Origin of the sequence: Jiangella asiatica (assembly GCF_004349065.1) — a bacterium.
Taxonomy (GTDB): Bacteria; Actinomycetota; Actinomycetes; order Jiangellales; family Jiangellaceae; genus Jiangella; species Jiangella asiatica.
The window spans coordinates 161,043-168,735 of the sequence record NZ_SMKZ01000006.1 but is presented as its reverse complement, the minus strand read 5'-3'; the positions used below and the strand labels follow the sequence as shown (position 1 = coordinate 168,735).

Annotated in this window: 9 protein-coding genes; 6 read left to right on the top strand and 3 right to left on the bottom strand. The window is 70.6% G+C overall.

Annotated features, from left to right (window positions below; all coding sequences use genetic code 11):
- A partial coding sequence (locus tag E1269_RS32120) for an HNH endonuclease signature motif containing protein (RefSeq protein ID WP_162606261.1) occupies positions 1 to 383 on the top strand: 383 nt, incomplete at its 5' end.
- 214 nt (positions 384 to 597) lie between these two features.
- Here the strand turns inward: E1269_RS32120 and E1269_RS06890 are convergent.
- Together E1269_RS06890 and E1269_RS06885 are read right to left on the bottom strand one after the other, a co-directional pair.
- A complete protein-coding gene (locus E1269_RS06890; RefSeq protein ID WP_131892717.1) occupies positions 598 to 1,278 on the bottom strand; it encodes a response regulator transcription factor in 681 nt (226 codons plus the stop codon).
- Complete coding sequence (locus E1269_RS06885; protein WP_131892715.1) at positions 1,275 to 2,456, bottom strand: sensor histidine kinase; 1,182 nt, start codon at positions 2,454 to 2,456, stop codon at positions 1,275 to 1,277. Before E1269_RS06885 ends, E1269_RS06890 begins: the two co-directional genes overlap by 4 nt.
- 186 nt (positions 2,457 to 2,642) lie before the next feature.
- On the opposite strand from E1269_RS06885, the gene phoU reads away from it, so the two are divergent.
- From phoU to E1269_RS06860, 5 genes are all read left to right on the top strand, one after another.
- The gene (gene phoU / locus E1269_RS06880) at positions 2,643 to 3,308 is read left to right on the top strand and encodes a phosphate signaling complex protein PhoU (protein WP_131892712.1); all 666 of its coding nucleotides are present in this window, start codon (positions 2,643 to 2,645) and stop codon (positions 3,306 to 3,308) included.
- A 276-nt stretch (positions 3,309 to 3,584) separates the two neighbouring features.
- Positions 3,585 to 4,040, top strand: a complete 456-nt coding sequence (locus E1269_RS06875) for a GNAT family N-acetyltransferase (protein WP_131892749.1) — start codon at positions 3,585 to 3,587, stop codon at positions 4,038 to 4,040.
- The gene (locus E1269_RS06870) at positions 4,030 to 4,740 is read left to right on the top strand and encodes a pyridoxamine 5'-phosphate oxidase family protein (protein ID WP_203433048.1); all 711 of its coding nucleotides are present in this window, start codon (positions 4,030 to 4,032) and stop codon (positions 4,738 to 4,740) included. Before E1269_RS06875 ends, E1269_RS06870 begins: the two co-directional genes overlap by 11 nt.
- Positions 4,741 to 4,918: 178 nt before the next feature.
- Positions 4,919 to 5,269 (top strand): MmcQ/YjbR family DNA-binding protein, encoded by a 351-nt coding sequence (locus tag E1269_RS06865; protein WP_131892710.1) that lies wholly within the window; start codon positions 4,919 to 4,921, stop codon positions 5,267 to 5,269.
- 60 nt (positions 5,270 to 5,329) lie between these two features.
- Positions 5,330 to 6,139, top strand: a complete 810-nt coding sequence (locus E1269_RS06860; RefSeq protein WP_131892709.1) for an endonuclease/exonuclease/phosphatase family protein — start codon at positions 5,330 to 5,332, stop codon at positions 6,137 to 6,139.
- A 7-nt stretch (positions 6,140 to 6,146) separates the two neighbouring features.
- Here the strand turns inward: E1269_RS06860 and E1269_RS06855 are convergent, their stop codons facing one another.
- The gene (locus E1269_RS06855) at positions 6,147 to 7,517 is read right to left on the bottom strand and encodes an FAD-binding oxidoreductase (protein ID WP_131892707.1); all 1,371 of its coding nucleotides are present in this window, start codon (positions 7,515 to 7,517) and stop codon (positions 6,147 to 6,149) included.
- Positions 7,518 to 7,693: the final 176 nt, after the last annotated feature.

The window sequence follows — 7,693 nt, the reverse complement described above, 5'->3', positions numbered from 1 at the left end:
CCGACGCCACCCTACGAAGGCTGGTCACCGACCCGGTCGACGGGCGGCTGCTGGACTACGGCCACACCACCTACCAGCCACCGCAGGCACTGGTCGACTTCATCATCGCCCGCGACCGCACCTGCCGCTTCCCCACCAGCGACACCCCCGCGCCGGCGTGCGACCTCGACCACCGCCTCCCCTACCACGACGGCGGCACCACCAGCGAGCACAACCTCCAGCCCCTCGCCCGCCGCTTCCAACTCGACAAAACCCTGCACGGCTGGCGCCTGGACAGCCCCGAACCAGGCGTGCTCGTCTGGACCAGCCCAGCCGGCCGCACCTACCGCGTCAACCCAGAACCCATCGGACCCACCACCGATCCCGACCCGCCGCCGTTCTGAAGGGCCCGGCTTGGGCATGTCATGCCGGTCTGTGGATACACACGGAAGCCTCGCGCGCTGCTCACGTTGCGCATTCGGACGTCGCGTGCACGATCGCTGTCATCGGCGAGCCAACGGGCGACCGTCGCAGTACGCGCCAGCGCGGACGATGAGCCGACGAACCCACCCCGCTCGCCGATCCGCCACATCACCAGGGCGGCGCGCGCCTGACCAGCTAGGCCTCCAACTTGTAGCCCAGGCCGCGGACCGTGAGCAGGTACGTCGGCGACGCGGGGTCCGGCTCGATCTTCGCGCGCAGCCGCTTGACGTGCACGTCTAGGGTCTTGGTGTCGCCGACGTAGTCCGCGCCCCAGATGCGGTCGATCAGCTGGGCCCGGGTGAGCACCCGGCCGGCATTGCGCAGCAGCAGCTCGAGCAGCTCGAACTCCTTCAGCGGCAGCCGGACGGTGTCGCCGTTGACGGTGACGACGTGGCGGTCGACGTCCATGCGGACCGGACCGGCACCGAGCACGGCCTGGCTGGTCTCCGTCGGCTCGGTGCCGCGGCGCAGCACCGCGCGGATGCGAGCGACCAGCTCGCGGGACGAGAATGGCTTGGTGACGTAGTCGTCGGCGCCGAGCTCGAGGCCCACCACCTTGTCGACCTCGGAGTCCTTCGCGGTCAGCATGATGACCGGCACGCTGGAGCGCTGCCGGAGCTGGCGGCACACCTCGGTACCGGACAGGCCCGGCAGCATCAGGTCGAGCAGGACCAGGTCGGCTCCGCCCCGGTCGAACTCCTCGAGGGCGTCATCGCCGGTGGCCGAGACGGCCACGTCGAAGCCTTCCTTGCGGAGCATGTACGACAGGGCGTCGCTGAACGAATCCTCATCTTCGACGACGAGCACGCGGGTCACGGCGTCTCCTTACCAACTGGCGTATCGAGCCCGGACGGTTGCCCGGCTCGGTGCGGGTGCAGCGGAAGGCGCAGAGTGAACGTCGACCCCGCTCCTTGCACGCTCCACACGCCTACCTCGCCGCCGTGGCTGGCGGCGATGTGCTTGACGATGGACAGACCCAGGCCGGTGCCACCGGTAGCCCGGGACCGTGCCGGATCAACCCGGTAGAAGCGTTCGAAGATCCGGTCCAGCTCGGTCTCGGCGATGCCGAACCCCTGGTCGGTGACGCTGATCTCGACCAAGTCGTCGCGGCGGCGCACGCCGACGGCGACGCGGGTGTTGGGCGGGCTGTAGTTGACGGCGTTCTCGACCAGGTTGCCCAGCGCGATCACCAGCTGCTCGATGTTGCCGAGGACCCGAAGCCCGGGAGCGCCGCCCGCGGTGAGCCGGATCTTCCGCTTCTCCGCCTCGACCCGGCTGCGGTCCAGCGCCGCTTCCACGACGTCGTCGATCTCCACCGGCTTCGGCGACTGGACCGGATCGTCGTACTGGAGCCTGGACAGGTCGATGATCTCCTGCACCAGCCGGGTGAGCCGAGAGCCCTCACGTTGCATGCGCTCGGCGAAGCGCTGCACGGCCTCGGGGTCGTCCTTGGCGTCCTCGACCGCCTCCGCCAGCAGGCTCAGCGCGCCGACCGGCGTCTTGAGCTCGTGCGACACGTTGGCGACGAAGTCCCGCCGGACCTCGTCGACGCGGATCTCGTGGGTGCGGTCCTCGACCAGCGCGAGCAGCAGCTTGCTGTTGAGCGGTGCCACCCGTGCCGAAACGTACAGCGTCTGCGTGGTGTCGCGCGAGCGCGGGATCTCGAGCTGGACCTCGCGGATCTGCCCGTCGCGCCGAACCCGCTCGGTGAGCTCGACCAGCTCCGGCACCGCCAGCCGGTCGTGGCGGACCAGGCCGAACGCGTAGGCCGACGGGCTCGCCTTGACGACGTCGAGCGCGCTGTCGAGGACGATGGCGCTGGAACGCAGCACCGACAGGACCTCATCCACGCCCTCGGGGACGCGGGAGGTACGTTCGGGCAGCGGTGTCCGCTGCGCCCGCTCGCTGGCTTTGAACGCGAGGCCGGCCGCGAGGCCGACCGCAGCGCCGACACACGCGGCCAACGCTCCGGCGGTCACGGCATCCACATCCACCGATGGTATGTCCCGGCAGCCGGTTCCTCTCCACTTCAAGAGACTTCACAGCGCTGTTTCGAGTGCATGTTCACCTAGGTTTCGTTGTGCATTCACCTTGGGCCGTTGCTCGGCCATACTCAGCGCCTACTCTGATCTGACGGGAGCAATGTGCCCTTCCCCAGGCGACGACAGGATGACGAACGTATGCGCGAGGCCTATCGCGAGCAGTTGGACGACATCAACGGCCGGCTGATCGGCATGATCCGCAAGACCGGCGAGCAGATCGGCCTGGCCACGACCGCCCTGCTCGAGGCCGACCTGGGCGCCGCCGAGAAGGTCATGGCCGCCGACTCCAGCATCAACCGGGACCAGCTCGAGATCGACGAGGAAGTCCTGGAGCTGATGGCCACGCAGAGCCCGGTCGCCTCCGAGCTGCGCATCGTCACCTCCGCACTGCGCACCACGTCCGACGCCGAGCGGATGGGCGACCTCGCCGTGCACGTCGCCAAGGTCGCGCGCATGCGCTACCCGGACCACGCCGTCCCGGACGAGCTGCGCGAGACCTTCGCCGCCATGGGCCGCGCGGCCGTCGACATGTCGGCCAAGGCCTGCGAGGTGGTCCGGGCCCGCGACATCGCCGCCGCGGCGGAGCTGGCCCAGGACGACAACGAGATGGACCACCTGCACCGCTCGCTGTTCCTCGTGCTGTTCGACGACGGCTGGGACCGCGGCGTCGAGGTGGCCGTCGACATCGCCCTGCTCGGCCGCTACTACGAGCGCTTCGCCGACCACGCCGTGCACATCGCCACAAACGTGCGCTACCTGGTGACCGGCGAGATCGAGTGGGCCGACAGCGCCGCCGGCCACTGACCCCGCGCGGCAGCGCGATCCGACGCCGCGGCGCCGGATGGGGACACCGCGCGGTACCGTACGCATTGACGACGTGAGCCTCCCGGCCGGATTCTTTCGGCCGGGAGGCTGTTGTTCGGGCCCCTTCTCCTCGACCGCAGCAGTTGCCGCCGGTCCGTCCGCGGAGGGGCCGAGCCGAACGCCGCCGTCGAAGGAGCAACTCCCGTGTCCGTCTCCCCCGTCGTCCTGCGACCCGTCGCCACCGCCGACCGTCCCGTCCTGGAGCGGCTGTGGCTGATGTTCCGCCACGACATGTCCGAGTTCTGGGGCGCGCTCCCCGACCCGGACGGCACGTTCCACACCGCGCGCCTGACCACCGCCCTCGAGAACCCGGACGACTGGGCCGCATACCTGCTGACCCGCGACAACCGGCCGGTCGGGCTCGCTCTGGTGCGCGGGCTGACGGGCCCGGTCCGGGTGCTGAACGCCTTCTTCGTCGTGCGCGCGCTGCGGCGCGGCGGTGTCGGCCTGCGCGCGGTGCGCGACCTTGTCGCGCGACATCCGGGCCCCTGGGAGGTCGCCTTCCAGGACGACAACGTGACGGCGGTGCGCTTCTGGCGGCGGGTGGCCCAGCAACTCGCCGGCGACGCGTGGACCGAGGAGCACCGCCCGGTGCCCGGCCGCCCCGAGGCGGCGCCCGACACCTGGATCTCCTTCGCGTCACCGGCGACGGACACGCACAATGACGGGTGACTTCGGTGACGGCGACGACGACCGGGAGGCTGCGATGGCGCGACACGAGGCCGCCGGACCGGCACCGACACGGCTGACCCGGATGTCGGACAAGGCCGTCGACGATCGCGCCGCGCTGCATCGGCTCCTGGACGACGTAGTGCTGGCACACGTCGCCGTCGTCGTCGGCGGGCATCCGGTGGCGTTCCCCACGGCCGTCGCCCGCGACGGCGACACCGTGCTGGTGCACGGGTCGACGGGGTCGTCGTGGCTGCGGGCGCTGGCCGGCGGTGCCCGCGCCTCGCTGACGGTGACGTCCATGGACGCCGTGGTGGTGGCACGGTCGGCGTTCGAGTCGTCGTTCCACTATCGCAGCGCGGTCGTGTTCGGCCGGTTCGCGACACTCGACGGCGCGGCCAAGCGGCGCGGACTCGACATCCTGGTCGACCGAATCGTGCCGGGCCGGTCCACGGAGCTGCGGGGGCCGACGAAGCGCGAGCTGGCCGCAACGATCCTGCTGGCCATGCCCATCCACGAGTGGTCGCTGAAGGTCTCCGAACGTTGGCCGGACGACCCTCCCGAGGACGTCGCCGGTCCGGCCTGGGCGGGCATCGTCCCCCTGCGCAACGGCTACGGTTCGCCGGTCGACGCGCCCGACCTGCGACCCGGCGTCGCCGTCCCTGCCTCGGTGGTCGCACTCACCGGACCGGGCGACGCCTGAGGGGCGGCGCCGTGCACCCACCACCAGGCGTCTGTGTGCCCCACCACGCTTACAAGCCTGGTGCGACACGGGATCTCGTGGTGAACGTGATCATTTCGAGGGGACGAGCGTCGGATGGAGGGCGATGCCGGTGCGAGGGCGATGGCGGGCGCTGTCGGCGGCCTGGTTCGATGAGCCCATGGCCGTGCCCGACACCGTGTTCCTGGGAATCCTCGACCGCCTGCCGGAGGTGCGCCGCAGGGAGTCGCCCACCTACACGTCCTTCACGGTGCGCGACAAGACCTTCGGCTATCTGTGGGAGGCCACGCAGACGGTCGGCCTGAAGCAGACCATCCCCGAACAACTGGCGCTGGTGGCCGAGCGGCCACACGTCTTCGAGATCCAGTTCACCGCCGGCGCGTTCGGCTGGGTCGTGGTCCACCTCTCCGACATCGAGGCCGACGAGCTGACCGAGCTGACCTTCGAGGCGTGGCGGCTCACCGCCCCGTCCGCGCTGATCGACGAGTTCGGCGACCAGCCGCCGCGCTGACCTCGTCCGTCGTGGGTACGCACGTCGTGGGTACACAGCAGGACGAGGAGGTGTCCGTGGATGCCGAGCGAAGACACCGTGCGAGTCATGACCTGGAACGTCTGGTGGCGGTTCGGGGAGCGGTGGCGCGACCGCCAGATCGGCGTCGCCGCCACCCTCGCCGCGCACCAGCCTGACGTCGTCGGGCTGCAGGAGTCGTGGACCTCCCGCGAGTCGTCGCAGGCCGAGGTGCTCGCCGCGCCGCTCGGCCTCTACTCCGTCGCCGCCGGCCCGTCATTGCCCGACCTGCCCGCTGCCCCGGGGTCACCCGACCACGACGACGTCGGCCTTGTCGTGTGCGTGCTGAGCCGGTGGCCGATCCGGCACTCGTGGACCCACCCGTTGCCGTCGAGCCGGGCCGAGCGGCCGGTCGCGCTCGTCGTGGCGGTCGAACACCCGCGCGGCCCGCTGTACGTCCTCTGCGCCTGCGCGGAGTACCACGCCCACCTCGCCGACGACCACCTCGCCCAGACCCGCGAGCTGGCCCGGCTGGTCACCGACCTGAGCACGCGCGACAGCAGCCTGCCCGTCATCCTCGTCGGCGACCTCAACGCCGGACCGGACAGTCCCGTAATCCAGGCGCTGACCACGGAGCTGACGGACGCCTGGGTCGCCGGCGGTGGTGCCGGCGACGGCGTCACGCTCAGCTCCGCGGTCCCGTTCGCACCGCGGGGCGCGTTCGAGCAGCTGGACCGGCGCATCGACTACGTGCTGGTCCGCGCCGCCGCCGGCGACCCGCCGAAGGTGACCCGGACGTACGTCGTCGACGAGACCGTCAACGGCCTGCACCCGTCCGACCACTACGCCGTCGTGGCCGACATCTCGATATGACACCAGCTCACGGCCGGATGTTCTGGTTGAGCCGGAACAGATTGTCCGGGTCGTAACGGCGCTTGACGTCGACCAGGCGGGCGTAGTTGCCCTTGTAGTTCGCCGCGATCCGGTCCTGGTCGTCGCCGGCCATGAAGTTGACGTATCCGCCTTCCTCCGACAACGGCGCGGTGGCGGCGTAGTAGTCGCGCACCCACTGGGTGTTGGCCGCGTTCTGCGCCGGGTCCGGCCACATCCCGGCGATAACCGCCGCGAACGTGGCGTCGCGGTAGGCGAACGCCGTCTCGTCCGGTGCGACCCGGTGGCAGGCGCCGTTGATCGGGTACATGTGCATCGTCGAGTTGACCACCGGCACCCGGGGCCCGTACTCCAAGTGGGCCGCGATGGCGTCATCGGTGAGCTCGGTGACGAAGTTGGCCTTCCAGTAGTGCTGCAGTCCGGGCGGAACGAGTCCGTCGAACGCGCTGTTCAGCGCCGGGTACGGCATCGGGCCGACGTGCTCGGCCACGACCGGCGCGACGTCGCGCAGCGGCTTGACCACCTGTTCGCCCTCCTCCAGCGGCCCGGCCCAGCAGGTGACGAACGCCAGGAACGGGTCGCCGTGGCGGTTCTCGGGGATGAACGGGAGCGGTGGCGCGATCTGGAACGCCGGGAAGCCGCCGAACTGCTCCGGCGCGTCCTGGATGAAGTCGCGGTAGAAGCGCAGCACGTCGCCGGCGTCGTCGAGCTCGAAGAACATCGGGCCGCCGTAGATGTCGCGGACCGGGTGCAGCGCGAACTCGAACGACGTGACGACGCCGAAGTTGCCGCCGCCACCTCGCAGCGCCCAGAACAGGTCCTCGTTCTCCCGCGCGTTCGCGACCAGGAAGCGGCCGTCCGCCGTGACGACGTCGGCGGAAACCAGGTTGTCGCACGACAGCCCGAAACCGCGGGCCAGGTAGCCGATGCCGCCGCCCAGCGTGAGGCCGCCGACGCCGGTGGTCGAGATGATCCCGCCAGTGGTGGCCAGGCCGAACGCGTGCGTGGCGGCGTTGAAGTCGCCCCAGGTGGCGCCGCCCTCGGCGCGGGCGGTGCGGTTGTGCGGGTCGACGCGGACGCCCCGCATCCCGCCCAGGTCGATGACAACGCCGTCGTCGACGGTGCCGAAGCCGGGCACGCTGTGCGACCCGCCCCGGACCGCGACCGGGAGCCCGTTCTCCCGCGCGAAATCCACCACCGCGGCGACGTCGCCGGCGTTCACGCAGCGGACGACCACCCGCGGCCGCCGGTCGATCATCGCGTTGTACACCCTGCGGGCGTCGTCGTACCCCTCGTCCCCCTCGGCGACGACGGGTCCGCGGACCCGCTCGCGCAGCTGATCGATGGTGATCTGTGCCATGGCTGCCCCCTATGTTGGTATGCGGAGGTACCTGTCTGTCATACGCCCGTGTGACGGGGCGTGTGCGGGCCGAGTTCCCCATGATCATCAACCGGTGGCGACGCCATGACGTCGCTGACCGTTGATGATCACCGGAAGCAGGAGTATGACTGGACCCTGGGGCGAGGATCGGGGGC